Annotated in this window: 23 protein-coding genes and 2 tRNA genes; 19 read left to right on the plus strand and 6 right to left on the minus strand. The window is 62.9% G+C overall.

The genetic code is table 11. The annotated features are described in order from the left end of the window. The first annotated feature begins 97 nt into the window (after positions 1-97). Positions 98-598, plus strand: coding sequence for a hypothetical protein (locus tag ACN9MX_RS04790; RefSeq protein WP_363734724.1), 501 nt, complete (start codon positions 98-100; stop codon positions 596-598). A gap of 34 nt (positions 599-632) precedes the next feature. On the opposite strand, the gene ppdK is transcribed toward ACN9MX_RS04790, so the two are convergent. The 3 genes from ppdK to ACN9MX_RS04805 all read right to left on the minus strand — a co-directional run bounded on the left by ppdK (position 633) and on the right by ACN9MX_RS04805 (position 6,554). Continuing rightward, complete coding sequence (gene ppdK, locus ACN9MX_RS04795) at positions 633-3,335, minus strand: pyruvate, phosphate dikinase (protein WP_363825845.1); 2,703 nt, start codon at positions 3,333-3,335, stop codon at positions 633-635. Positions 3,336-3,480: 145 nt separating this feature from the next. Next, complete coding sequence (gene glyS / locus ACN9MX_RS04800) at positions 3,481-5,682, minus strand: glycine--tRNA ligase subunit beta (RefSeq protein ID WP_363825848.1); 2,202 nt, start codon at positions 5,680-5,682, stop codon at positions 3,481-3,483. Then, positions 5,682-6,554, minus strand: a complete 873-nt coding sequence (locus tag ACN9MX_RS04805; protein ID WP_133652090.1) for a glycine--tRNA ligase subunit alpha — start codon at positions 6,552-6,554, stop codon at positions 5,682-5,684. The genes glyS and ACN9MX_RS04805 overlap by 1 nt, the downstream gene beginning before the upstream one ends. Before the next feature lie 177 nt (positions 6,555-6,731). Here ACN9MX_RS04805 and ACN9MX_RS04810 point away from each other — a divergent pair, with 177 nt between their 5' ends. From ACN9MX_RS04810 to ACN9MX_RS04855, 10 genes are all read left to right on the plus strand, one after another. Further along, on the plus strand, positions 6,732-7,646 hold the full coding sequence (locus ACN9MX_RS04810; RefSeq protein WP_363825851.1) for a TraB/GumN family protein: 915 nt from the start codon (positions 6,732-6,734) through the stop codon (positions 7,644-7,646). Between the two features lies 1 nt (position 7,647). Continuing rightward, positions 7,648-8,532 (plus strand): TraB/GumN family protein, encoded by an 885-nt coding sequence (locus ACN9MX_RS04815; protein WP_363825854.1) that lies wholly within the window; start codon positions 7,648-7,650, stop codon positions 8,530-8,532. 109 nt (positions 8,533-8,641) lie between these two features. After that, the gene (locus tag ACN9MX_RS04820) at positions 8,642-9,256 is read left to right on the plus strand and encodes a 50S ribosomal protein L25/general stress protein Ctc (protein ID WP_133652093.1); all 615 of its coding nucleotides are present in this window, start codon (positions 8,642-8,644) and stop codon (positions 9,254-9,256) included. An 89-nt stretch (positions 9,257-9,345) separates the two neighbouring features. Continuing rightward, positions 9,346-9,915, plus strand: a complete 570-nt coding sequence (gene pth, locus ACN9MX_RS04825) for an aminoacyl-tRNA hydrolase (protein ID WP_363754709.1) — start codon at positions 9,346-9,348, stop codon at positions 9,913-9,915. 162 nt (positions 9,916-10,077) lie between these two features. Beyond that, entirely contained in the window at positions 10,078-11,706 is a 1,629-nt protein-coding gene (locus ACN9MX_RS04830) for an alpha-D-glucose phosphate-specific phosphoglucomutase (protein WP_363825857.1), read from the plus strand. A 143-nt stretch (positions 11,707-11,849) separates the two neighbouring features. After that, positions 11,850-12,527 carry a DUF2490 domain-containing protein gene (locus tag ACN9MX_RS04835; protein ID WP_363735372.1) on the plus strand — a complete coding sequence of 226 codons (678 nt, stop codon included), beginning with the start codon at positions 11,850-11,852 and terminating at the stop codon, positions 12,525-12,527. 88 nt (positions 12,528-12,615) lie between these two features. Then, positions 12,616-13,716, plus strand: coding sequence for a redox-regulated ATPase YchF (gene ychF / locus ACN9MX_RS04840; RefSeq protein WP_363734714.1), 1,101 nt, complete (start codon positions 12,616-12,618; stop codon positions 13,714-13,716). A gap of 6 nt (positions 13,717-13,722) precedes the next feature. Beyond that, positions 13,723-14,247, plus strand: coding sequence for a DNA-deoxyinosine glycosylase (locus ACN9MX_RS04845; RefSeq protein WP_363825859.1), 525 nt, complete (start codon positions 13,723-13,725; stop codon positions 14,245-14,247). A 45-nt stretch (positions 14,248-14,292) separates the two neighbouring features. Beyond that, positions 14,293-15,567 (plus strand): ectonucleotide pyrophosphatase/phosphodiesterase, encoded by a 1,275-nt coding sequence (locus ACN9MX_RS04850; protein WP_363825862.1) that lies wholly within the window; start codon positions 14,293-14,295, stop codon positions 15,565-15,567. Positions 15,568-15,618: 51 nt separating this feature from the next. Continuing rightward, positions 15,619-16,083, plus strand: coding sequence for a MaoC family dehydratase (locus ACN9MX_RS04855; RefSeq protein ID WP_133652099.1), 465 nt, complete (start codon positions 15,619-15,621; stop codon positions 16,081-16,083). Positions 16,084-16,163: 80 nt separating this feature from the next. Here the strand turns inward: ACN9MX_RS04855 and ACN9MX_RS04860 are convergent, their stop codons facing one another. Further along, entirely contained in the window at positions 16,164-16,670 is a 507-nt protein-coding gene (locus ACN9MX_RS04860; protein WP_363825865.1) for a hypothetical protein, read from the minus strand. 100 nt (positions 16,671-16,770) lie between these two features. After that, positions 16,771-18,543, minus strand: a complete 1,773-nt coding sequence (gene mutL, locus ACN9MX_RS04865; protein WP_363734704.1) for a DNA mismatch repair endonuclease MutL — start codon at positions 18,541-18,543, stop codon at positions 16,771-16,773. A 157-nt stretch (positions 18,544-18,700) separates the two neighbouring features. On the opposite strand from mutL, the gene ACN9MX_RS04870 reads away from it, so the two are divergent. The 7 genes from ACN9MX_RS04870 (at position 18,701) to ACN9MX_RS04900 (ending at position 24,701) form a co-directional block, all read left to right on the plus strand. Continuing rightward, positions 18,701-19,747 carry a rod shape-determining protein gene (locus ACN9MX_RS04870; protein ID WP_007685698.1) on the plus strand — a complete coding sequence of 349 codons (1,047 nt, stop codon included), beginning with the start codon at positions 18,701-18,703 and terminating at the stop codon, positions 19,745-19,747. A gap of 10 nt (positions 19,748-19,757) precedes the next feature. Then, positions 19,758-20,675 (plus strand): rod shape-determining protein MreC, encoded by a 918-nt coding sequence (mreC, locus tag ACN9MX_RS04875; protein WP_363825867.1) that lies wholly within the window; start codon positions 19,758-19,760, stop codon positions 20,673-20,675. After that, positions 20,672-21,199, plus strand: coding sequence for a rod shape-determining protein MreD (gene mreD / locus ACN9MX_RS04880; RefSeq protein ID WP_133652103.1), 528 nt, complete (start codon positions 20,672-20,674; stop codon positions 21,197-21,199). Before mreC ends, mreD begins: the two co-directional genes overlap by 4 nt. Further along, complete coding sequence (mrdA, locus tag ACN9MX_RS04885; protein ID WP_363754713.1) at positions 21,196-23,277, plus strand: penicillin-binding protein 2; 2,082 nt, start codon at positions 21,196-21,198, stop codon at positions 23,275-23,277. Before mreD ends, mrdA begins: the two co-directional genes overlap by 4 nt. Further along, positions 23,274-24,386, plus strand: coding sequence for a rod shape-determining protein RodA (gene rodA, locus ACN9MX_RS04890; RefSeq protein WP_363734697.1), 1,113 nt, complete (start codon positions 23,274-23,276; stop codon positions 24,384-24,386). Before mrdA ends, rodA begins: the two co-directional genes overlap by 4 nt. A 125-nt stretch (positions 24,387-24,511) precedes the next feature. After that, positions 24,512-24,587 (plus strand) — tRNA-Lys (locus tag ACN9MX_RS04895). Positions 24,588-24,625: 38 nt separating this feature from the next. Continuing rightward, a tRNA-Lys gene (locus tag ACN9MX_RS04900) sits at positions 24,626-24,701 on the plus strand. 155 nt (positions 24,702-24,856) lie between these two features. Here ACN9MX_RS04900 and ACN9MX_RS04905 read toward each other — a convergent pair. Further along, a complete protein-coding gene (locus tag ACN9MX_RS04905) occupies positions 24,857-25,327 on the minus strand; it encodes an Lrp/AsnC family transcriptional regulator (RefSeq protein WP_133652386.1) in 471 nt (156 codons plus the stop codon). Positions 25,328-25,480: 153 nt separating this feature from the next. Between ACN9MX_RS04905 and ACN9MX_RS04910 the strand changes: the two genes are divergently transcribed. Further along, positions 25,481-25,714, plus strand: coding sequence for a hypothetical protein (locus ACN9MX_RS04910; RefSeq protein WP_363825869.1), 234 nt, complete (start codon positions 25,481-25,483; stop codon positions 25,712-25,714). Positions 25,715-25,739 lie beyond the last annotated feature (25 nt).

The raw sequence follows: 25,739 nt of genomic DNA on the forward strand, positions 1-25,739 counted from the left end.
CTCTTTTTGCACTTTTTTGGCAGGCTGCCCGATTGGAGATGTCCAACCGCAACCTTGTTCGGCGCCGGTCGTTCGACGGGCAGGAAAGGATGCTGAAATGACCTTTACCCCCAACGAAATCGCGCTGCTGGCGATTGCGCTGCTGATCGGGCTCCTGCTGGGCCTTATCATGAGCGGGCGTGGCAAGTACAAGCGCTGGTGGCGCGATGAACAGCTTGCCCATGCCCAGACGGCCAAAGACCGGGATGTCCGGCTGACCGCTGCGCAGCAGAGGATTGCGGAACTGGAACGGCAATCCGTTCCTGTTCATGGAAGCACTGCCGTCGGTACCATTGAGCGCGCGCATGACCGGGACGATTTCAGCCGCATAAGCGGCATTACGCCACAGGACGAAATCGCGCTCAATAAAGCCGGCTACCACCGCTATGACCAGATCGCGGCAATCAGCGCAGAGCAAGAAGCCGCGCTGGAAACACGCCTCGGCCTCAAACCCGGCGTTATTTCCCGTGAGGAATGGCGGGAACAGGCCCGATTATTAGATGGACGCACCGAACATGGCCGTGCACGGGACCATGATCATCGCGCCACGCCAGTTTAAAAGGAAAGGGGGCGAAAAACCGCCCCCTTTCCTGTCACTTCCGGTTCGCCAGCGCTGCCTGAGCGGCAGCAAGGCGGGCAATCGGCACACGATAAGGCGAGGCCGATACGTAATCGAGACCCGTCTTTTCGCAAAAGGCGATAGACGCCGGATCGCCGCCATGTTCGCCGCAGATGCCGAGCTTGATGCCGTCGCGGGTGGCGCGGCCGCGCTCGGCGGCAAGCTCGATCAATTCGCCCACGCCCTCCACGTCGATGCTGACGAAGGGGTCGCGGGCGAATATGCCCTTGTCGACATATTGCGTCAGGAAACGCCCGGCGTCATCGCGGCTGATGCCGATCGTGGTCTGCGTCAGGTCGTTGGTGCCGAAGGAGAAGAATTCGCCGACTTCAGCGATCTCGCCGGCCTTGAGTGCAGCGCGGGGCAGCTCGATCATGGTGCCGACCAGATATTCGACGCTGGCGCCCTGTTCCTCGAAAACCTGCTTGGCGACGCTGTCGACGATCGCCTTCATCAATTCCAGTTCCTTCTTCGTGGCCACGAGCGGGATCATGATCTCCGGGATCGGGGCGTCGCCGCTACGCTGCTTGATGATCAGCGCGGCTTCGAAGATGGCGCGGGCCTGCATCTCATAAATTTCGGGATAAGTGACGCCCAGACGGCAACCACGATGGCCCAGCATCGGGTTGAATTCATGCAATTCTGCGGCACGGCGTTTCAGCGCTTCCACACCCACGCCAGCCGCCTTCGCCACTTCCTCGAACTCAGCTTCGCCATGCGGCAGGAATTCATGCAACGGCGGGTCGAGCAGGCGGATGGTAACGGGCAGACCGGCCATCACCATGAAAATCTGCGCGAAATCGTCGCGCTGTTCCGGCAACAGCTTTTCCAGCGCAATCCGGCGTCCCTTTTCCGTGTCGGCGAGGATCATCTCGCGGACCGCGGTGATGCGGGCGGCGTCGAAGAACATATGCTCGGTGCGGCAGAGACCGACGCCTTCCGCGCCAAAATCCCGGGCTGTCTGACAATCCAGCGGAGTTTCGGCATTCGCGCGGACCTTGAGGCGACGAACCTTGTCGGCCCAGCCCATCAGCGTGCCGAAATCACCTGCCAGTTCGGGCTGCACGGTCGGGACCTCACCGGCCATCACTTCGCCTGTTGAACCATCGATGGTGAGGATGTCGCCTTCCTTCAGCGTCCGGCCATCGATGCGCAAAGTCCTGGCGGCATTGTCGATCGACAGGCTGCCCGCACCGGAGACGCAGGGACGGCCCATGCCGCGCGCGACCACGGCGGCGTGGCTGGTCATGCCGCCGCGCGCGGTCAGGATGCCCTTGGCCGCATGCATGCCATGAATGTCCTCAGGGCTGGTTTCGACGCGGACGAGGATGACGGAATCACCCAGTTCATTCCGGCGCTCGGCGGTATCGGCGTCAAACACGATCGCGCCCGACGCCGCGCCCGGAGAAGCAGGCAGGCCCTTGGTCAGCACATCGCGAGGCGCCTTGGGGTCGAGCGTCGGGTGCAGGAGCTGGTCGAGCGCGGCGGGATCAACGCGGGCCACGGCTTCTTCCTCCGTGATCAGACCCTCACTCGCCATGTCCACCGCGATCTTGAGCGCAGCCTTGGCGGTGCGCTTGCCCGATCGGGTCTGGAGCATCCAGAGCTTGCCCTGCTGCACCGTGAATTCGATGTCCTGCATGTCGCGATAATGGGTTTCGAGGATATGGAACACCCGCGCCAGCTCGGCATAGGTTTCCGGCATCGCCTCTTCCATCGACAGCGGCTTGGCCCCTGCCCGTTCGCGCGCCTGCTTGGTGAGATATTGCGGCGTGCGGATGCCCGCCACCACGTCCTCGCCCTGGGCGTTGATCAGATATTCGCCATAATAGGCATTCTCACCAGTGGCCGGGTCGCGGGTGAAGGCAACGCCGGTGGCCGAGCTATCGCCCATATTGCCGAACACCATCGCCTGCACATTGACGGCGGTGCCCCAATCATGCGGGATCGAGTTCAGGCGGCGATAGACCTTGGCGCGATCAGCCTGCCACGATCCGAACACGGCGCTGATCGCGCCCCATAGCTGGTCATTGACATCCTGCGGGAAAGGCTTGTTCCAAAGCTTTGAAACAAGACCTTTATATTCCGCAACGAGCGCCTTCCAATCGTCGGCGGTCATTTCGGTGTCGAGCGTGTATCCCTGGTCTTCCTTGGCGATCTCCAGCGCCTCTTCGAAGGCGCCATGGTCGAGTTCCAGGACCACGTCGGAATACATCTGGATGAACCGTCGGTAGCTGTCCCAGGCGAACCGCTCGTCGCCCGAGGTAGCAGCCAGACCAAGCACGGTTTCATCATTGAGACCAAGGTTCAGCACCGTGTCCATCATGCCGGGCATCGAAATGCGCGCGCCGGAGCGGACGGACACGAGCAGCGGGTCGGCCTTGTCGCCAAATTTCTTGCCGGTGATGCCCTCGATATGCACAATTCCGTTGGCGACTTCGGCCTTCAGGCTTTCAGGATAGACGCCGCCGTCCTGATAATAGCGGGTGCACATTTCGGTCGTGATGGTGAAGCCTGGAGGCACCGGCAGGCCAATGGCGGCCATGCCGTCCAGATTTGCGCCCTTGCCACCAAGAAGGTTCTTGTCACCTTTGCCGCCGTCATCGACGCCACCGCCGAAACGATAAACATAACGGGTAGCGGTCGTGCTCATGCTGGCCTCTTCCATTGTCAACATAATCGCGGCTCTCCTGCACTGATTGCCGTGTATTTGTGCGATGCAACAAAATTTAAACAACAAGCAGGCGACAAACGCACCTGCTTTTACGATAATTGCTCTCTTACTTCACTGATTTTCCCGGTTGTCCGGGTATCTTTCGGTTTCAGCCCGTAATTTTCGAAAAGTCCGCGACCGCATGAACCGCCTCGCGCACTCTTGCAAGCAGCGCCAGGCGCGCAGAGCGCTTGGCCGGATCGACGTCATTGACCGTAACGGCCTCGAAAAATGCGTCGATTGGCGCTCGCAATGTTGCAAGTGCGGCCATGGCCCCTTCGAAATCCTCAGCCCTGACCGCAGCCGTGGCACGCGGTTCGGCGATATCAAGCGCGGCGATCAGGCCCGCCTCCGCCTGCTCGGGGACATAGGTGAGTTCAACCTTGTCGGCGGTCTTGACGCCTTCCTTTTTCAGGATGTTCGCGGCGCGCTTGTATCCCGCGAGCAAGTTGGTGCCGTCATCGGTAGCAACCAGCGATTGGAGAGCGGTAACGCGGGCCAGCAGGCGGACAAGGTCATCCTCGCCGCCCAGGGCAAACACCGCATCGATCAGATCATGACGGACGCCGGCTTCGCGCTGCTGCACCTTGAGCCGATCGGCGAAAAAGTCGAGCAGTTCGCCGACAAGTGCCGTCGCCGCGTCACGTTCCATATCCGTCCAGGCCCGATCTGGATTGAAGCCGGCCATGATGCTGACCATCAGGCGGTCCAGATGCTCCTGATTCCCCGCAATATCCTTGCCCCGAAGCTTGGAAAGTTCGGTCATCAACTGCGTGTTCAGAAAGGAGCGGCGAATGAGATCGAAGCTGTAGGAGATGGCCGACGCCAGCGGCATGCGCAGGCCGTTTTCCGTCAGCAGGCTGAGGATCGCGAGCGCCGAGCGGCGCAGGGCGAAAGGATCCTTCGACCCTGTCGGGAACATGCCGGCCGCGAAGAAGGCGACCAGCGTATCCAGCTTGTCGGCAAGGGAAACCGCGACCGTCGTAGCCGCACAGGGGATTTCATCGCCCTGCCCGATCGGCTTGTAATGATCGCGGATGGCATCCGCCACCGCATCAGGCAACCCTTCGGCCCGCGCGTAATAGCCGCCCATCACGCCCTGCAGTTCAGGGAATTCGCCCACCATCTCGGTGACAAGGTCTGCTTTTGCAAGGCGCGCCGCCTGCTCGGCCAGATCGGCGTCCGCGCCCTTGACGATCCCCTCTTCCACCAGCCAGCGGGCAAGCTTTGCGACCCGTTCCACCTTGTCGGCCACAGTGCCGAGCTTTTCGTGAAAGGTGATGCGTTCCAGCTTCCTGGCGTGATCCTCCAGCTTCGTCTTGCGATCCTGGTCCCAGAAGAAGCGTGCATCGGACAGACGCGCGGCAAGGACCTTGCGATTACCCGCGATGATCGCCGCGCCGCCATCCTTCGCCTCGATATTGGCGGTGCAGATGAAGGCAGGCGCGAGCTGGCCCGACGCATCACGCAGGACAAAATATTTCTGGTTGATACGAAGGGTTAGCTGAATGACTTCAGGTGGAACCTCAAGGAAAGCCGCGTCGAAATCGCCCAGCAGCGGCACCGGCCATTCGGTGAGCCCTGCATTTTCGGCAACGAGGCCTTTGTCCTCGATCACGCTATAGCCATGGGCGGCAGCGGCGTCGGCGGCCTTCGCCTCGATGATCAACTGGCGTTCCTGGTGGCTGACGATCACATGGCAGGCGCGCAGCTTTTCGACATAGTCATGCGCGCTGCCTATGGTGATCTCACCAGGATGATGGAAGCGATGGCCGAGCGTGGCGTAGCCGCTGCGGACGCCTTCTATCTCCATATCCACAAGATCCTCGCCAAGGATCGCGACGATGCCTTGCAGCGGGCGGACCCAGCGCAGGCTTTCGGTGGTCTGCGAGGCGGTGCCCCAGCGCATGGACTTGGGCCAGGGAAAGGCGCGGATGATGGTGGGAATCGCTTCGGCCAGCACCTCTGCTGTTGCGCGGCCGGCTTTGTTGACGGTTGCGAACCACACGCCGTCGCGGTCCTCAAGCTGGTCCTGGGCGAGGCCGGTCTTGCGGAGGAAACCTTCCAGCGCCTGTGCCGGAGCAGCGGTGCGCGGGCCTTTGAACTCCTCGCTGACAGCCGCCGTTTCCAGCGGCAGGTTGCGAGCGATCAGCGCAAGGCGGCGCGGCGTGACGAAGCTGTCGATACTTTCGGGCTTCAACCCGGCCTTCGCCAGTTCCTCGGTGAAGAGGCGGGCGAGGTCGTCCGACGCCTTCAACTGCATCCGCGCCGGAATTTCCTCGCAACGCAGTTCGAGCAGGAAATCGGTCATCACGCGGCCCACCCGTTCACTTCCATCCACTTTTCGCAGGCACCCTTCGCAAGATCGCGCACGCGGCCGATATAGCTGGCGCGTTCCTGCACCGAGATGACGCCGCGCGCCTGAAGCAGGTTGAAGACGTGGCTCGCCTTGATCGCCTGGTCATAGGCGGCGAGCGGAACGCCAGCCTCCAGCGACGCCTTGCACTCGGCCTCTGCATCCTTGAACCAGCGGAACAGCTTTTCCGTATCGGCGATCTCGAAATTCCATTTCGACATCTGCTGCTCATTGGCGAGGAACACGTCGCCATAGGTGACGCCCGCGTCGTTGAAGCGCAGGTCGTACACACTGTCGACGCCCTGAATGTACATGGCCAGACGTTCAAGACCATAGGTCAGCTCGCCCGCCACCGGCTTGCAGTCGAAACCGCCCATCTGCTGGAAATAGGTAAACTGGGTGACTTCCATGCCGTCGCACCACACCTCCCAGCCAAGACCCCAGGCGCCCAAGGTGGGGCTTTCCCAATCATCCTCGACAAAGCGGATGTCGTGGACCAGCGGATCGATGCCGATTTCCGCCAGCGATCCCAGATAGAGTTCCTGAAGGTTGGCCGGGCTCGGCTTCATGATCACCTGATACTGGTAATAATGCTGGAGCCGGTTGGGGTTCTCGCCATAGCGGCCGTCGGTCGGGCGCCGGCTGGGCTGGACATAGGCGGCGTTCCATGCATCGGGGCCAAGGCTGCGCAGCGTGGTCGCCGGGTGAAAAGTCCCCGCGCCTACTTCCATGTCATAGGGTTGCAGGATCACGCAGCCCTGCCGTCCCCAATAGGCGTGCAGGGTCAGGATCAGGTCCTGAAAGGAAAGCGCTTTGCTTGTCGCCACCGGCGGTCCCCAGAAATCATGGCTATAAAAATGACGGTTTGATTGCGGCGCGCCTTGGCGCAGCAAGGACGCAGGGTCAAGGAAAAGAGGGCGGCCTTAACCGTAAATCCGCTTGCCCTGGCGGGCGGCGGCACGCATGGAAGTAAAAACCCTTCAGGAAACGGACCCGCAACTCCGATGAAATGGCTCTCTTTCCGTTGGCTGGCGCCCGCCATGATGCTGCTTGGCGGATGCGCGCTCGAACAGCCCGTCTCGGCCCGCGATGCCACGGCGCGCTCCACTTATGTGACGCCGGCCTTGTGGGAGGTGAAGGATGCCGACACAACCATCTATCTGTTCGGTACCGTTCATGTAATGAAGCCGGGCGTCGACTGGTTCAAAGGCGGCGTCAAATCCGCCTTCGATCGATCGGACGAACTGGTCCTGGAGATCGTCGAGCCGGAAGATCCCAATGGGCTGGCGTCCACCATGGCCGGTGCTGCGCTGGCGCGGGATGGCGTGAAGCTGTCGGATCGACTGGGCACCGCGGATCGCGCCAGCTATCAGGCCGCAATGAGCACGAACGGGCTTCCCTGGCAGGCGTTCGAGATGTTCAATCCCTGGATGGCCGGCATGGCCCTTTCAGTCAAACCGCTGGAAGCGCTGGGCTATAAATCTGATCTCGGTGCGGAAAAGGTACTGACGGCGGCGGCCAAAGCGTCCGGCAAGAAGGTCGGCGCGCTGGAAACGGTGGAGCAGCAACTGGGCTATTTCGCCGGCCTGCCGATGGAACAACAGGTCAAGTTCCTGACAGCCACCGTCGAGGGCCTGCCGGACATGGACCGGGAATTCGCCAGCCTTGTCGCGCACTGGCAGGGCGGGGAACCGGACAAGCTGGCCGCAGAAATGAACGAATCGCTGGAGGCGACGCCGGAACTGGCCCGCGTGCTGTTGATCCAGCGTAATGCCAATTGGGCCAAGTGGATCAGGCAGCGGCTCGATCAGCCGGGTACGGTCTTCATTGCCGTGGGCGCCGGACATCTGGCGGGCAAGGGCAGCGTGCAGGAGCAGTTGAAAGCGCTGGGAGTCGCTTCGGCGCGGGTGACGCAATAGGATGATCCGCGTTCTGGCATGCTGGCTGGGGCTGGCCGCCCTGTGCCTGTTGTCGGCATGTGGGGAAAATCCCCCTGCCCCGCCGCCAGGCGGAGGGCCTGCGCTTTGGCGGGTGGAGGGCAAAGGCATCGACGGCTGGCTGTTCGGCACCATCCATGTGCTCCCCGCGGGTGTCGAATGGCAGACGCAGCGGATCCGGGACGCCATCGGACAGGCCGACAGGCTGGTGCTGGAATCAGCCGAGATACGCGATCGGGCGCGAACCCTGGCGCAGTTCGAGAAGATGGGGCGGAGCCAGGGACTGCCACTGTTGGAGAACCGCGTTCCGGAACAGGACCGGGCCACGCTGGAGACAATCGTCAAAGATGGCGGCACCAGTACCCAGACCCTCTCGGCCTATGAAAATTGGGCGGCGGCTATGCTCCTATCGGCAGCGGCGCAGCAGTCCCTGCATGTCAGCCAGGATCATGGCGTGGAACCGGTGCTGATTGCGGCGTTCGAAGGAGCGGGCAAGCCGATAAGCGGGCTGGAGACGGTCGAGCGGCAATTCCGGGCCTTCGACACGCTCCCTGCTGATGCGCAGCAGCGACTGCTGGTCGACACGGTTCGGGAGGCGAAGGAGATGCGGCCGCTCTTCGACCGCATCCTCCATGCCTGGATCATGGGTGATGTGCCGGCGCTGGCGAAGGTCGACAGGCTGAACGAGGAACCCGATCCGGTGGTCGAACAAGCCGTGCTCGTCGATCGCAACCGCAACTGGGTGAAGTCGGTAGCCACATTAAAGGGCCGTCCCTTCATCGCCGTGGGTGCGGGGCATCTAGCAGGCAAGGACAATCTGGTCGACCTGTTGCGGACCGATGGGTACAGGGTGACGCGGGTGCAGTAGTGCCGGCCCTTGCTTTCCCACATGTTTCTGCTATTGGGCCGCGGTCCCGGCATGGTCATCCCTGGAGGCGTGGCGGGCACCTACATCAATTTGCTTTTGGAGACACGCAATGAGCGAGCAGCTTACGCTGTCGGCAGAGGCACGCGATCGGGCAGGCAAGGGAGCCTCCCGCGCTCTCCGCCGTGAGGGCCGCGTACCCGCCGTCATCTATGGTAACAATGAAGAACCGCAGTCGATCCATGTCGAGGAAAAGCTCCTCAACAAGCTGCTCGGCACCGGCCACTTCTTCAATTCGGTCGTCATGGTCGAGGTCGGCGGCAAGTCCGTCCGCACCCTGCCGAAGGACGTTGCATTCCATCCCGTGACCGACCGTCCGCTGCACGCCGACTTCCTGCGCGTTTCGGAACATGCCACCGTTCACGTCAATGTGCCGGTCATCTTCAAGAATGAAGAGGCTTCGCCGGGCCTGAAGCGGGGCGGCGTGCTCAACATCGTCGCGCATGAGATCGAACTGATCGTCGATGCGGCCGAAATTCCCGATGACGTCGTTGTCGACCTGACCGGTCTCGACGTGGGCGAATCGATCCACATCAGCGCCGTGAAGCTGCCCAAGGGCGCCAAGGCCGCGCATGACGAGACCGACTTCACCGTCGCGACCATCGTTGCGCCATCGGCTCTCAAGAGCGCCGAAGGCGACAACGAAACCCCCGCCGAAGGCGCCTGATCGCTTTACGGCCAAGCCTTTCCGGGCTGGAAATCACGGTCCCGCTCGCCTAACCGGCGGGCGGGATTTTTCTTGGGAGAAGACAGGCGATGCAGATCTGGGTGGGCCTCGGCAATCCTGGCACCCAATATGCGATGAACCGGCACAATGTCGGCTTCATGGCAATCGACCTGATCGCGGACATGCATCGGTTTTCGCCGCCGAAGAAGCAGTTCCAGGGCTGGGTGCAGGAAGGACGCATCGGATCGGAGAAGATCATCCTGCTGAAACCCGCGACCTTCATGAACGAGAGCGGGCGATCGGTAGGCGAGGCGATGCGCTTCTACAAGCTGGCGCCGCAGGATGTGACCGTCTTTCACGACGAACTCGATCTGGCGCCGATGAAGGTCAAGGTGAAGCGCGGCGGTGGCAATGCGGGACACAATGGCCTGCGCTCGACCGACGCGCATATCGGGGCGGAGTTTCGGCGCGTGCGGATCGGCATTGGCCATCCGGGTCACAAGGACCGGGTGCACGGCTATGTGCTAGGCAACTATCACAAGAGCGAAATGGATGCGCTGGCCGACATGCTGGGCGCGATCGGGGCCGAGGCGGCATGGCTGGCGCAGGGAGACGATGCGCGGTTCATGAATGAAGTCGCGCTGCGATTGGCGGATTAGGCACCGCCCTGCCCTTCCGCAGTCCCGAACCAGAGCGGCGAATGGCAGCGATGCGCGCCCGCCCGCCCTGCCCTCGCGGTAAAATGGCCGGAGTGGATTGCGGAATGTCGCACTCCCGCGCCATAGAGTAAGCCTGACTTTCCACTCTCCAAGGGGATCCGGGTGATACAGACCATCGCGACGAAGCCTTTCAGCGATCAGAAGCCGGGCACATCCGGCCTGCGCAAGAAAGTGCGGATTTTCCAGCAGCCTCATTATGCGGAAAATTTCGTCCAGTCGGTGTTCGATAGCCTGGAAGGTTTCGAAGGCCACGCTCTGGTCGTCGGCGGCGATGGCCGCTACCTCAATCGAGAGGTCATCCAGATCGTCCTGAAGATGGCTGCGGCCAACGGGTTCGGCCGGGTGCTGGTGGGACGCGGCGGCATCCTTTCGACCCCGGCGGCGTCGCATCTGATCCGCTCGTCGGGCGCTTTTGGCGGATTGGTGCTGTCGGCCAGCCATAATCCCGGCGGGCCGGACGAGGATTTCGGGATCAAATATAATGTCTCGAACGGCGGCCCGGCGCCTGAAAAGGTGACCGACGCCATTCATGCCCGAACGCTTGCCATAGACAGCTATCGGATATGGGAGGCGGACGATGTCGACATCGATACGTTGGGCATCGCCACCCTGGGCGGCATGACGGTCGAGGTGGTCGATCCGGTCGCCAGCTATGCCGATCTGATGGAAAAGCTGTTCGACTTTGGCGCGATCCGGGCAATGATTGCGGAAGGCTTCACCCTCTCCTTCGACTCGATGAGCGCGGTGACGGGCCCCTATGCGGTGGAGATTTTCGAGAAGCGGCTCGGCGCGCCAGCGGGCACGGTGCGCAACGCAACCCCCCTTCCCGACTTCGGCCATCATCATCCCGATCCCAATCTGGTTCACGCCAGGGAATTGTACGACCGGATGATGGGGCCGGACGCACCGGATTTCGGCGCGGCTTCGGATGGTGACGGCGACCGCAACCTGATCATCGGGCGACATTGCTACGTCACGCCTTCGGATTCGCTCGCCGTGCTGGCGGCCAATGCGCATCTGGCACCCGGCTATGCGACGGGCCTCAAGGGCATTGCACGGTCCATGCCGACCAGCGGCGCGGCCGATCGCGTCGCGGAAAAGCTGGGTATCCCGCTCTATGAGACGCCGACTGGGTGGAAATTTTTCGGCAATCTGCTGGATGCCGGCATGGCCACCATCTGCGGCGAGGAAAGCGCCGGCACCGGCTCCGATCATGTGCGTGAGAAGGACGGCATCTGGGCGGTGCTGCTGTGGCTCAACATCCTGGCCGCCCGGCGACAGAGCGTCGCCCAGATCATGGCGGAGCATTGGGCCGCCTTTGGCCGCAACTATTATGCGCGACATGATTATGAAGCGATCGCGAAGGACAGGGCCGACGCGCTGATGGTGGCGCTGCGGGACGGGCTGGGAACGCTGCCGGGCACGACGAACAGCGGCGGCACGGTGATGAGCGCCGACGACTTTGCCTATAGCGATCCTACCGACCAGTCCGTCAGCCGCAACCAGGGCGTGCGCGTCCTGTTCGACGATGGCTCGCGGGTGGTGTTCCGCCTGTCCGGAACGGGGACCGAGGGCGCCACCCTGCGCGTCTATATAGAACGCTTTGTGGGCAAGGACGGCGATCTGGCGCTGGAGACGGGCGAAGCGCTCGCGCCGCTGGTGAAGGCAGCACAGGAGGTTGCCGATATATCGGGCTTCACCGGCATGGAGCGGCCGAGCGTCATTACCTGAGGCCAGCCGCCAAAGCTTACCTTCTGGAAATCACGGAGAAATAATGGGCCATTAGAGCGCGGGCAATGACCGGCGCTCTTCGTGTCCCTGCCTTTGCGGGAATATCCACCAGGAGCGGCATGTTTCCTTTTTTCGAGGATTTGATGCGGCGCCTGCTCCCTTCTCTCTTCTCGGCCCTGTTCGCCACCGCCATGCCCGCCAACGCCCGGACCGTTCAGGATGAGCAGTTCTGGCTGAACCTCACCGCCATGGGGCCGATATCCGGGAAACTCGTCTATTTTGCGGAGATTCAGCCGCGCATCGGGGACGGCATATCGCGGGCCGATCAGACCCTCCTGCGCGGCGCCCTGGGCTGGAAGCTCTCGTCCAGCGTCACCGTTTATCAGGGCTATGCCCATGTCGTGCTGCCGGTAAGGGACGGTCGTGACGTGAATGAGGAGCGCAGCTTCCAGCAGGCCAATTGGGCGATCGGCAAGCCCTGGGGCGGGGAACTTTCATCACGCACGCGGCTGGAACAGCGCTGGCGCTCCGACGGCGGAGACATGGGGTGGCGCCTGCGGGAGATGCTGCGTTACGAAAAGCCGCTGGGCAGGACGGCTGTCAACGCGCTCATCTATGGCGAGGGCTTTGTGGCGCTCAACAGCACGGACTGGGGCGCTAAGGGCGGGTTCGACCAGTTGCGCAGCTTTGCCGGGGCCGAGATTGGACTGGGCGGCGCATCGACGGCGGAGATCGGCTATCTCAACCAGTTGATCGACCAGCGAGGCGGCAACCGGCGCATCAATCACGTCGCGTCCGTCACGCTGTTCTTCCGCCGCTGACATCGTCACAGGCTCTGCACGCGCTCTGGCCAAGCCGCGGCGAAAGCGCTATCGGCGCGGCCATCGGTTTTGACGTGAAGGCATTATCATGGGTTTTCGTTGCGGTATCGTCGGGCTTCCCAATGTGGGCAAGTCCACCCTCTTCAATGCGCTGACGGAGACGCAGGCTGCGCAGGCCGCGAACTATCCCTTCTGCACGATCGAGCCCAATGTCGGTCAGGTCGCGGTACCCGACCAGCGCCTGCAGACCATCGCGAAGATCGGCGGTTCGGCCAAGATCATCGAGACGCAGCTCGCCTTCGTCGATATTGCCGGTCTGGTGCGCGGTGCGTCCAAGGGCGAAGGGCTGGGCAACCAGTTCCTGGCCAATATCCGCGAGGTCGACGCCATCGTCCATGTGCTGCGCTGCTTCGAGGATGACGACATCACCCATGTCGAGGGGAAGGTCGATCCGATCGCCGATGCCGATACGGTCGAGACCGAGTTGATGCTGTCTGATCTGGAGAGCCTGGAGAAGCGCGTCCCCAATTTCGCCAAGAAGGCTGCGCAGGGCGACAAGGAGGCAAAGGCGGCGGCTTCCGTGCTGGGCAAGGCGCTGGACCTGCTGCGGGACGGCAAGCCGGCGCGGCTGACCCAGCCGGCCGACGATGAGGAGGAGCGCATCTTTCGCCAGGCGCAACTGTTGACCGCCAAGCCCGTCCTCTATGTCTGCAATGTCGAGGAGGAGAGCGCGGCCGCAGGCAATGCCCATTCGGCGCGGGTGTTCGAGAAGGCTGCCGCCGAAGGCGCGAAGGCGGTGATCGTATCGGCCGCGATCGAAGCGGAACTCATCACCATGCCGGTGGAGGAGCGCGCTGAATATCTGGAAGCCCTGGGGCTGGAGGAAGCGGGCCTGGCGCGCATCATCCGCGCGGGTTACGAACTGCTGGGCCTCATCACCTTCTTCACCGTGGGCCCCAAGGAGGCACGCGCCTGGACTGTGGCCAAGGGATCGAAAGCGCCCCAGGCGGCCGGCGCGATCCATACCGATTTCGAAAAGGGATTCATCCGCGCCGAAACCATGGCCTATGCGGACTATGTCCAGTTCAACGGGGAGGCCGGGGCAAAGGAAGCGGGCAAGTGGCGCTCCGAAGGCAAGGAATATGTGACGCAGGATGGCGACATCATGCTGTTCCGCTTCAATGTCTGACGACTGATGCTGCGGCCGGGACAAATGCCCGCCAGGCGCAAGGCGGCCTTTCCGCCCAGCGTCGATGAAAGCACGCGGCTGCTGATACTGGGAAGCCTGCCGGGCGATGCTTCGATCAGGCAGGGCGAATATTATGCTCATCGTGGCAATGCCTTCTGGGCGCTGATGGGCGACGTATTGGGCGAGGATCTGCGCGGCCAGCCCTACGCCATGCGGCTGAAACGATTGAAGGCCCGGCGCGTGGGCCTGTGGGACGTGATCGAGAGCGCCGACCGGGAGGGAAGCCTGGACAGCGCGATCCGGGGCGCGGAACTGCGTGACCTGGCCGCTTTCATCGACAGGCTTCCAGCACTGGAGGCGGTGGCGTTCAACGGCAGGACGGCGGCCCTGCACGGGCGACGGCAGATCGGGATGCGGCCGGGGTTGGCGCTGATCGACCTTCCCTCCTCCAGCGGCGCCTTTGCCAGCATGTCGCGGGAAGCGAAGCGGAGCGCATGGATGGCGATGGCGCCGCATATTGGGGACGCATAGGGCGCTCGTCACTTTACCGTCATGGTCCGTCTGGTAAGGCGGGACATGTTTTCACGCCGTTCTTCGCTCGCCAGCCTCCTCATCCTCTCAACGCTGGCCGGCTGCACGCCGGCTCGCGAACGGCCGGTATCCGCTGCCGCGCAGGTCGAGCGACGGGAGCCAGTGACGATATTGGTGTCGATTGACGGCTTCAGGCCCGATTATCTGAAGCGGGGCGTGACGCCGCATCTATCGGCTCTCGCGGCCGCCGGGGTCTCGGCAGCCATGCGGCCTTCCTTTCCGACCAAGACCTTTCCGAACCATTGGGCCATCGTGACCGGGGACCGGCCCGACCGCAGCGGCATCGTCGCCAACAAGATGGAGGATACCTCGCGTCCCGGTGAAACCTTCACGATGGCGACGGACGATCCCTTCTGGTGGAACGAAGCCGAACCGATCTGGGTCACGGCCGAAAAGGCCGGCGTTCGGACAGGGACACTGTTCTGGCCTGGTTCCAATGTAGCATGGGGCGGGACCGAAGCGACGGAATGGCCGCACAAGATCAGCGGCGGCACACGGCCCAGCGACTGGGCGCAATTCAACCAGGCCATTTCCGGGACGCAGCGGGTGAATGGCGTTCTGGACCTGTTGCGGCGTCCCGCTGCGATCCGGCCACGCTTCCTCACGCTCTATTTCGACGCAGTAGATACTGCCGGGCACGCGGCTGGGCCAGATGCGGCGGAGACGACGCAGGCGGTGGCGGAGGTCGATGGCGAGATCGGCCAATTGGTGAACGGGTTGAGGACGCTGGGACAATCAGCCAATCTTCTCATCCTTTCCGATCATGGCATGGCGCAGAAATCGAGCAAAAGGGTCGTCGCGTTGGACAAGATTGCGAACCCGGCGGACTATCGCATCGTGGAAAGCGGACCTTATGCCAGCCTCAGCGCGCAACCGGGTCATGAAGCAGCGCTGGAGGCTGCACTGCTGAAGCCACAGCCGCATATGCAATGCTGGCGCAAGGGCGCGATGCCGACGCGCTTCCACTATGGAACGCATCGGCGCATTCCGCCCTATTTCTGCCTCGCCGAAACCGGCTGGACCATACAGCAAGCTGCGCCGGCCAAGCCTTTCATCGGCGGGGATCATGGTTGGGACGACCGGGCACCGGAGATGCAAGCGCTGTTCATCGCCAGCGGGCCCGCCTTCGACACGGCGTTCAGGATGCCCGCCGACTTCACCAATGTCGATGTCTACCCGGTCCTGGCACGCCTGCTGGGCATCACAGCACGTCCGAGTGACGGGGATCAGGCGGTCTTGGCCGGACTCGTCAAGAATTGACGTTTTCGTAAACGGAAACTATCTGTACACCCGTTGCGGAAGGAAACGGGTATGAGTGAGATCGTCTATTTCGAAGATGTGAAGCTGGGCGACCGAAACGAGTTCGGGCCGGTCACCATCAGCCGGGAGGAGATCATTGCCTTCGCGCGCGAATTCGATCCCCAGCCCTTTCACCTGTCCGATGAAGCTGCGGCAGCAACCCACTTCGGCAGCCTCGCCTCCAGCGGCTGGCATACGACGGCCCTGTCGATGAAGATGATGGTGGCGATGTGGCAGCGCAATCCCGGCGTTCAGGCGGCCAGTCTGGGCGCGCTGGGCGTGGACGAGTTGCGCTGGTTACAGCCGGTTCGGCCAGGCGATACGCTGCGCGGCGTTTCGGAGGTGATCGATCTCAAGGCTTCGCGCAGCAGGCCGGAAATGGGAATAGTGAAGACCCACATCACCCTGTTCAACCAGCGCGACGAACCGGTTCTGTCGATGAAGCCCATTGCCATGTTCCGGACGCGATCGGCCTGATTCCGAATGATTGCCGCCGGGTCTGGATTGCCCGGCTCTCCCCACCCGCAGGTTTCGGATCGGCAGGAAACATCTTTTACCTAGCGCGGTTGGTTGGCGCGGGAGTCGGCGGCCATGATGCGGATAGAGGATGCCATCGCGCCGCTTAGCTGGATGATATGCAGGCCAGGCGGAAGGTCGAACCATACGATCTTGCGGATACCGGAACAGTCCGGACCATGGCCGTGGCCGACGGATGCGCGCACGGTCGTTCCGGTTGCGACATCCACCCATCCGGCGGTGGACAGGGCCACACCGATACGCGCGGCGTCCTTGACCGCCAGTGTAAACAGGCCGCCATAGCTTTTCGCAGCGGACTTGCCGGATCGAACGGCGAACTGAACCTGCGCGCCGGGGCGGAGCGTTGCAGTCACCGGCTTGCCGAGGATGATGCGCGGCGCTGTGGAAACCGTGGCTCCGGCCATGACGTCGCCGCTTTGCGGCCAGCTTGTCCATGGCTCGGCCAGGGGCAGCGGGTTGGCGCAGGTGCCTGGGGCAGCCTGCGCACTCAGAGGCAGGACCGTCAGGAGTAGGAGGAGTCGCTTCATTTCCGTTGTCCCTGGCCAAGCAATGCTTGAAACTTGCCTCAACCGGCGGCGGGCGCAAGGGGCGAGTGCCAGGGCAAGTCCTTCTGGAAGAATATCGGCACTATTTCCTGCCGAAGAGCTTTTCTATGTCGCCATGGCCGAGTTTCACCCAGGTCGGGCGGCCGTGATTGCATTGGCCGCTGCGTGGGGTGATCTCCATCTCGCGCAGCAGAGCGTTCATTTCGGTCACGCTCAGCATGCGGCCGGCGCGCACGGAGCCGTGACAGGCCATGGTTGCAGCGACCAGATCCAGCCGTTCCTTCAGGGCAAGGGCGCTGTCATAGGCAGCCAGATCATCGGCTAGATCAGACACCAGACCCTGCACATCCCCCTGCCCCAACATGGCAGGCGTGGCGCGGACCAGAATGGCCGCGGGACCGAACCGCTCCAACTCCAGCCCGAATTCCTTGAGCTCCTCGATCCGCGCCTCCAGCCGGTCGCATGCCGGCTCGTCCAGTTCGACCACTTCGGGCAGCAGCAGCGCCTGCGCGGCGACGCCCTGCCCCTCCATGGCGCGGCGCATCCGCTCCAGCGTGAGCCTTTCGTGCGCGGCATGCTGGTCAACGATGACGAGGCCATCTTCCGCCTCCGCGACGATATAGGTGCGGGCAACCTGTCCACGAGCAACGCCAAGGGGAAAGCTCGCGCTTTCCGGCGCTGGCGCGGCGGCGGGTTCCGCACGTGCCTGGGGCGGCGGCGTCAGGAAAGTGGGGCGACGTTCCGCCACCGAATAGGTCGGCGTGGTCGTGCCGACCGCCTCGAAGATCGGCATCGCGCCGATGGGTGTGGGCGAGATCGGCTCCGGCTTCCACGCGGAGAGGGCCGCCGGGTCGGCATGCTGGACGGCGCGAAAGCCCTCCGCATCCAGTGCCCTGCGCAATCCGGACACGATCATACCCCGGATCAGCGCCGGGTCGCGAAAGCGCACTTCGGTTTTGGCGGGATGAACGTTGACGTCCACTTCAAGCGGCGGGACATCCAGGAAAAGCGCGACGACAGGATGCCGGTCCCGCGCCAGCATATCGGCATAGGCACCCCTGACCGCCCCGACGAGCAGCCGGTCGCGCACCGGACGGCCATTCACGAACAGGAACTGATGATCGCCCACCCCGCGATTATAGGTCGGCAGCGAGGCCACGCCGGACAGGCGCACCCCCTCCCTTTCCAGCGAGACGATGACATGATTGTCGGCCAGCGCCCGGTCGGTGAGTGCGGCAACGCGATCCTCCCGCGCCTCGCCCCCCTGCACGCCCAGCACGCGCCGTCCGTCATGCTCCATGCTGAAGGCGACAGACGGATGCGCCATGGCAAGGCGGCGAACGACGTCGAGGCATGCGGCATATTCCGCCTTGGCCGAACGCAGGAACTTGCGGCGAGCGGGAACGCGGGCGAAAAGCTGCTCGACCGTGACGCGCGTGCCTGGAGGCAGCGCGGCAGGCCCTTCGTTCACAACAGCGCCATTGTCGACGGTGCGGTTCCAACCGTCCTGCCCCTGCGGACGGCTGTCGATGGAGAGACGGGCGACACTGGCGATGGAAGGCAAGGCTTCGCCCCGGAAACCGAGCGTCGCGACATTCTCGATCGCGTCGTCGGGCAATTTCGACGTCGCATGGCGCTCCAGCGCCAGCGCGATTTCGTCGGGAGCCATGCCGCAGCCGTCATCGCTTACCTCTATCCGGTCGAGCCCGCCGCTGGAGATGCGAATGGCGATCCGGCGCGATCCCGCATCCAACGCATTTTCCACGATTTCCTTGAGCGCGCTGGCAGGCCTTTCGACCACTTCGCCCGCGGCGATGCGATTGACCAGATGTTCGGGCAGACGGCGTATTGACATTGATTAGTGACTAGCCCAAGCGAGCGCTTTCCGCGAGACGCAAGCCCCATAAATTTTGGTCAACCAAAATCGACTGCAGGGCATGTGAATTGCGGGGCGAACTTTCCGACTGTCCCGGTTCGCTTCGCCGGGGCATGCGGGCTGCACAGGAACAGGCATGTCGATCTTCTCGCGTCTCTTCAAACTTTCCTCTCAGGACATGGCCATCGATCTCGGCACGGCGAACACCGTGGTCTATGTGCGGGGGCGCGGCATCGTGCTCAATGAACCCTCGGTCGTGGCGGTAGAGACGCTGAACGGCGTGAAGCGGGTGAAGGCCGTCGGTGACGACGCCAAGCTGATGATGGGCAAGACACCCGATTCGATCGAAGCGATCCGCCCCCTGCGGGACGGCGTGATCGCGGACATCGACGTGGCCGAGCAGATGATCAAGCATTTCATCACCAAGGTGCATGGCGGCAAGTCGCGGCCGTGGCGCTTCCCCGAGATCGTGATCTGCGTGCCGTCGGGATCGACCAGCGTCGAGCGCCGCGCGATTCGCGACGCGGCGAGCAATGCCGGCGCCAGCCAGGTGTTCCTGATCGAGGAACCTATGGCCGCCGCCATCGGTGCCGACATGCCCGTGACGGAACCCATTGGTTCGATGGTGGTCGACATTGGCGGCGGCACGACGGAAGTCGCCGTACTTTCTCTGCGCGGCCTGGCCTATACCACCTCCGTTCGCGTGGGCGGCGACAAGATGGACGAAGCGATCGTTTCCTTCGTTCGCCGCCACCATAATCTGCTCATCGGCGAGGCGACAGCCGAGCGGATCAAGAAGCAGTTCGGCGTCGCGCAACCACCCGAAGACGGTGTTGGCGAGACGATCCATATCAAGGGCCGTGACCTGGTGAACGGCGTGCCCAAGGAAATCTCGATCAATCAGGGACAGATCGCGGACGCGCTGGCCGAACCGATCAGCACCATCGTCGAAGGCGTCCGCATTGCGCTGGAAAATACCGCGCCGGAACTGGCTGCGGATATCGTCGACCAGGGCATCGTCCTGACCGGCGGGGGCGCGCTGCTCAAGGGGCTCGACGATGAACTGCGTGACGAAACCGGCCTGCCGGTCACTATCGCTGAAGATCCGCTGACCTGCGTCGCCATCGGCACTGGCCGGGCGATGGAGGACCCGATCTTCCGGGGCGTTCTCCAGACCGCTTGAAGGGGGCAGCATGGCGCGGCCACCCAGCCGACGCCCCGGGCATAACCGGAAGGCGCAATATAGCCTCTTCGCCTCCTATGTCGTGGCGATGACGGGCGCCGCCGTCGGCCTGCTTCTGGTGGTTGTCGCCATTTTCGATCCGACGGGCTTCGCCGCGATCCGCATCGCGACGGCGGAGGTCACTCGTCCGGCGTCGGTCACGCTCAAGAATATGGTGAGCGGCGTTTCATCAGTCGACGAGGTGCTGGCCAGCTACTGGCACGCGGGTTCCCAGAATGTGGCGCTGCGCCGGCAGGTCGAGAACGATCGCAACCGCATCATAGAAGCAAAGGCGGTGGCGCAGGAAAATCTGCGCCTGAAAAAGCTGCTGAAGCTGGTCGAGGATGATGGCAGCGAATTGCTGACGGCGCGGCTGATCGCCTCTTCCTCCACCAGCACGCGGCGGCTGGCGCGGCTCAACGCCGGACGCTGGCAGGGTGTTCGACCGGGAATGCCGGTGCGCGCGCCGGAGGGGCTGATCGGACGCATCCACACCACCACGCCCAATACGGCCGAAGTGTTGCTGCTGACGGATACAAGCAACATCGTGCCGGTGCGGCGGGCCAATGACAGCGTGCCCGCCATCTCGACGGGACTGGGCGACGGCACTTTGGAGATTCGCGCGCTGGCTGCGGGGCGTAACCCATTCAAGCCAGGTGACCTGCTTGTGACATCCGGGGTGGGCGGAGTTTATCAGCCCAACATTCCCGTGGCGGTAATCGTCCGCATCGCGGGGGAGATCGCTTATGGCGTGCCGCTCGCCAACCCGTCCAAGGTCGACGCGGTGGTGGTGGAGCGCTCCTTCGAGGAAGCCGTCACCCGGCCGGAGGGCGGTGCTACGACTGCTCCAGTCGTGCCGGAGGCCACGCAGAACGCAGCCGCCCCATGATCGATCCCCATTTGCAGCATGTGCCGCGCCTTGGCCGTCATCCCTCGCGCTTTCGGCTGGCGGGGACTCCGGTGATCACGGTCATGCTGGGATCGCTGGCGACGGCTTTGCCGGTGATCGCGCAATCGCCCGTCATGCCTCCTTTCGGTCTGCTGCTGCTGCTTTCCTGGCGGTTGTTGCGCCCCGAATTGTGGCGCACCTGGATCGGCGTCCCGCTCGGCCTGTTCGACGATATCGCCAGCGGCCAACCCATCGGTTCGGCCATGTGCCTGTGGACCATAATGCTGATTGGCATCGACGCCATCGAACATCGCATGGTCTGGCGCAGCTATCGGCAGGACTGGTTAATCGCGGCCATCGCCATTATCTTCTGCATCGCCGGCGGCGTCTTCTTCGCGCGGATCACCGGCGGAGGAGACATCAAACTGCTGCTGGTCGCACCGCAAATGGTCTGGACTGTCCTGCTCTTTCCCTTCGTCGTTCGGCAATGCGCCCGGATCGACCGCTGGCGCGTGATGGCATGAAGCTGCCTTTTCTCAAGAAGAAGACCGTTACCGAAGCCTCCCTGTCCTTCACCTTCACGCGCCGGGCGATGGTGGTGGGCGGTTTGCAGGGGGCGATCGGCGCGCTGCTTGTGGGACGGATGGGCTGGATAAGCGTTGCGGAGAATGAGAAATACAACCTCCTTTCGGAAAGCAACCGCGTCAACCTGACGCTGATCCCTCCCCGGCGCGGGTGGATCATCGATCGCAATGGACGCCCCCTCGCCAATAACCGCACCGACTTTCGCGTCGACCTGATCCCGGAACGGGTGACAGATGCGGAGAATACGATCCGCAGCCTGGCCCATCTGCTGGCGCTGGGCGATGATGAGGTTGAGCGGATCAAGGAGGAACTCGACAAATCGGCGGGGTTTCGCCCGGTCCAGGTGGCGGAAAAGCTGAGCTACGACCAATTCGCGGCGGTCAGCGTTCGGCTGCCCGACCTGCCCGGCGTGTCGCCAAGCCAGGGCTTTTCCCGCAATTATCCGGCGGGCGCGACCGTGGGGCATCTGCTCGGCTATGTCGGCGCGGCGTCGGCCAAGGAATATGAAGAGCGCAAGAACCCACTGTTGATCACGCCGGGCTTCAAGGTCGGCAAGGACGGGCTGGAGCGCGCATTCGATAGCGAATTGACGGGCAAGCCGGGCGCCAAGCGCGTAGAAGTAACGGCGCGGGGCAAGATCGTGCGGGAACTCACCACCCGGCCCGACACGCCCGGCAATGCGATCAAGCTCACCATAGACGCGGGCCTTCAGGAATATGCCGGGCGCCGGCTGGCGACGCAAAGCGGTTCCGTGGTGGTGATCGACTGCCACAATGGCGACGTGCTGGCGATGGCGTCGATGCCAAGCTTCGATCCGAACAGCTTTTCGGACGGCATCAGCCATCTGGAATGGGACATGCTGTCAAAGGATGACCATGTCCCGCTCCGCAACAAGACGCTGCAGGGGCTTTACCCGCCAGGATCGACGGTCAAGCCGATGGTGGCGCTCGCGTTGCTGGAGGCGGGGATTTCACCCATGGACACAGTGAACTGCCCCGGTGCGATCCGGGTCGGCAACACGCTGTTCCACTGCCATAAGCGTCGCGGGCACGGTTCGCTCAACATGCGCGGGGCGATCGCGCAAAGCTGCGATATCTATTTCTACCAGATGGCGCAGCGGATCGGCATGGACCGGATCGCCAGCATGGCGCGGCGCGTCGGCATGGGGCAGAAGTTCGACCTTCCCTTCCCCAGCCAGAGTTTCGGCACGGTCCCCGATCCGGCGTGGAAGCTCAAAAAATATAATCAGAAATGGCAGGTGTACGACACGGTCAACGCCACCATCGGTCAGGGCTACATGCTCATCAATCCGTTGCAGATGGCGGTGATGGCCGCGCGATTGGCGACGGGCCGGCAATTGATGCCCAACTTCATCTTCGGCGCGCACCGACCCGCGCCAGCCCCTGTGGGCGTGAATGAGGAACATCTGGTGACCATCCGCGACGCGATGAGCGCGGTGGTGAACGGCGGCGGAACGGGCGGCGCGGCCCGCATCCCCCTGCCCGGCGTGATGATGGCAGGCAAGACCGGAACGGCGCAGGTCCGCCGCATCACCATGGCTGAACGCGGCGGCGGCGTGCGCAGCAACGCCTCGCTGCCCTTCAAGCTGCGCGACCACGCGCTGTTCCAGGGCTTCGCTCCGTTCGACAATCCACGCTATGCCATCGCCTGCATCATCGAGCATGGCGGACACATCAACCGGATCGAGGACGCGCCCATGATCGCGGCGGACACCATGACCTTCCTCTTTGACCCCGCAAAGGCGATGGAGAAGCTGGAAACCATAGAGAAGGATTGGGGCGGTCCGCCGGCCGAACGGATGGCCCGGCAGATGGCGGCCTACAAGCTGGCGAAAGCGATCGAGAAGGGGCAGCCCCCCCCCGCCGAAGCAGCCAATGCAATGAACGCAGCCGAGGGCAACGGTGCGGCAACTGCGTCTCCCCGCCCCCCGGCTTCAACGGCGGCGCCGGCAGCCGACGCGGATGACGTTCCTCCTCCGGCAGACAGCGCGCCATGAGCATCGTACCTGAGCCCCTGACCCAATTCCCGTGGCGAGTGCTGGGCATATTGCTCGCGATCGCCGGCTTTGGGACATTGGTGCTCTACAGCGCCGCCGGCGGCAGCATCACCCCTTGGGCGATCAATCAGGGTGTTCGTTTCGTCATCTTTTCAGGCATGGCGCTGGTGTTGAGCCGGATATCCATGGAAACCTTCGCCCGCCTTGCCTTTCCCGCCTATGGCACCGTTCTGGTCTTCCTGTTCCTCGTCGAACTGATCGGAGGAGTCGCGGGGGGAAGCCAGAGATGGATCAACCTGGGCTTCATGCAACTCCAGCCCTCCGAATTCATGAAGCCGATCATCGTGCTGGCGGTCGCGCGTTTCTATGCGCTGCTTCCAGTGGGCGAGATAAGGCGCTGGAATGCCATCTGGCCCGCGCTGGTGTTGATCGGCCTGCCCTGGTCGCTGGTGCTGATTCAACCCGACCTCGGCACCGCGACCATGATCGCCGCGGGCGGGGTCACCGTGATGTTCCTTGCAGGATTGCCTCTGCGCCTTTTCGTGGGATCGGGACTGACGCTGGCCGCCGTCGTGCCCATAGCCTTCAGTTTCCTGCACGATTACCAGAAGAACCGCGTCCTCATCTTTCTTGACCCCGAAAGCGATCCGCTGGGTGCAGGCTATCATATCAGCCAGTCGAAGATCGCCATCGGGTCGGGCGGGATATTCGGCAAGGGCTTCCTGAAAGGTACGCAAAGCCATCTGGACTATCTGCCCGAAGGGCACACCGATTTCGTCTTCGCCACCATGGCGGAGGAATGGGGAATGCTGGGCGGGGTGCTGCTCATAGGCGCGTTCATGCTGCTGTTCCGCTGGGGCATAGGCGTGTCGCTGCGCGCGCAGGACCGATATGCGCGGCTGGTGGCGGCCGGGCTGACCACGACGATCTTCTTCTACGTTGCGATCAACCTGATGATGGTGATGGGCCTGGCGCCGGTGGTGGGCATTCCCCTGCCGTTCATGTCCTATGGCGGGTCATCGATGCTGACAGTCATGCTGTGCGTCGGCATCATCATGGCGATCGACCGGTCGGGTAAGCGCCCTCATCGTCCGGGAAGCTGGAGCTGAAAGCCAGCGCTCCCGCAAAAATATGCCGAAGGACACGATTTCCTGTTTGCAAAGTCCCATGCGGCTGCTACCAGCCCGGCCACGCCAAAGCGACGGCCCGTCCGGGACTAGCTGAAAGCGGATGTGGACGCATAGCTCAGTTGGTAGAGCAGCTGACTCTTAATCAGCGGGTCCTAGGTTCGAGCCCTAGTGCGTCCACCAAATTCCCGACGATCAAGGCTTAGGCCGAACGCGGGCATGGACGCATAGCTCAGTTGGTAGAGCAGCTGACTCTTAATCAGCGGGTCCTAGGTTCGAGCCCTAGTGCGTCCACCAGACCTCCTTGCCACAACTTGATTTCCACGCCCTACCACGGCCCGATTTGGCGCGCCGCGTTAAATCGCGGCGCAGGTTGCTCGCTCCAGTCAAGTGTTCACGATAAAGCAAAGCAACCGATTGATCGATCCCGTTCAATCTGACTGAAAACCGCTTCAGACTGGCAATGCCGTGGTGAACTTGGTCATGGACAGCGCGAAATGGGAAGCTGCGCCCGCGACCGATGGATGTCCCAACAGGGTCATCATCAGGAAGCGATTATAGTCCGCGACGTCCGCCACGACGACGCGTATCAGATAATCCCATTCGCCAGACATCGAAAAACATTCGACGATTTCTGGCCGGCTCTCAACGAATTGCTCGAATGCGCGGCGCGCATCCTGCGCGTGGCTGCGCATGCGGATGTGGCAAAGGACATTAACGCCACGGCCGATCTTTTCAGGATCCACAAGCCTGACGGTAGCGGCGAAGACACCCGCAATCTCCAGCGCCTTGATCCGGCGCCAGCAGGAAGCGCTGGAGGCCCCAACCCGTTCCGCCAGGTCGGAATGGCTAAGGGTGGCGTCCTCCTGCAGCGCCGCGATAATCTTGCGGTCGATCGCATCGATTTGTCGGTCCTGTTTCATGAGAGGGAGGATAATCACCGCAGCGGTTTCATCCAAGAGCGCAGATGCGTCGCAGATGATCTTGCGAGTTGCCCAGAATGCGAATCTGCTTTCTTTTTCGGCCAACCGGGCTATTCTGTCGGCAGGCCGCATCATGCACGGTTGGACAGCGACATGATCGACCTTTCATCGAAATCACACGAACAGGGCCAGGACGGAAAGAAGGCCTCCGTCGCGCCTCAGCATGATCCTGTGCACGGGGAAAGCATCAACGGCGAGGCAAGGCCCTCCCGCTGGCATTTTCCGCACGAACGGATGGAAGCCGGGATCCAGCGCATTTCGCGATGGGCCGGCCCTTTGGCACTGATTGCTACTCTGCTTCTGCTGGGGTGGTGGACAATAGCTTGAAACTGCCGCTGATTCGGGTTTGGCG

Origin of the sequence: Sphingobium sp. R-21, from assembly GCF_049913335.1 — a bacterium.
Lineage (GTDB): Bacteria > Pseudomonadota > Alphaproteobacteria > Sphingomonadales > Sphingomonadaceae > Sphingobium.